The sequence below is a fragment of the Massilia genomosp. 1 genome (assembly GCF_011682185.1).
Classification (GTDB): domain Bacteria; phylum Pseudomonadota; class Gammaproteobacteria; order Burkholderiales; family Burkholderiaceae_D; genus Telluria_A; species Telluria_A rubra.
In genome coordinates this window covers 1-330 of record NZ_WHJF01000465.1, presented here as the reverse complement: position 1 = coordinate 330, position 330 = coordinate 1, and the positions used below count along the sequence as shown (strand labels likewise).

Annotated in this window: 1 protein-coding gene; it reads left to right on the top strand. The window is 66.4% G+C overall.

What is annotated here, in order from left to right:
• The coding region (locus F1735_RS34530; protein WP_187364438.1) for an MFS transporter at positions 1–330 on the top strand (330 nt) is incomplete at both ends.

The following is a 330-nucleotide window of genomic DNA, read 5'->3' as shown; positions in this document are numbered from 1 at the left end:
CTCTCCGCGGCCTTTTTCTTCGTCGACGCTACCCAGATCGGCGCGATGTACGCGCTCCAGATCGCGCTTGGCCTGGTGCTGGGACCGAAGTCGCCGCTGGCGTTTTCGATGTATGCCGACACGGCCGACTACAACGAGTGGCGCAATGGCCGGCGCGCCACCGCGATGACCTTCGCCGCCGCCACGTTCTCGCAAAAACTGGGCACGGCGCTGGCGCTGGGCGTGATCGGCGCGGTCTTTACGGCGCTCGGCTACGTGCCGAATGCGGCCCAGTCGAGCGGCTCGCAAGCGGGCATCGTCTGGCTGATGTCCGTCATTCCGGCCTTGTTC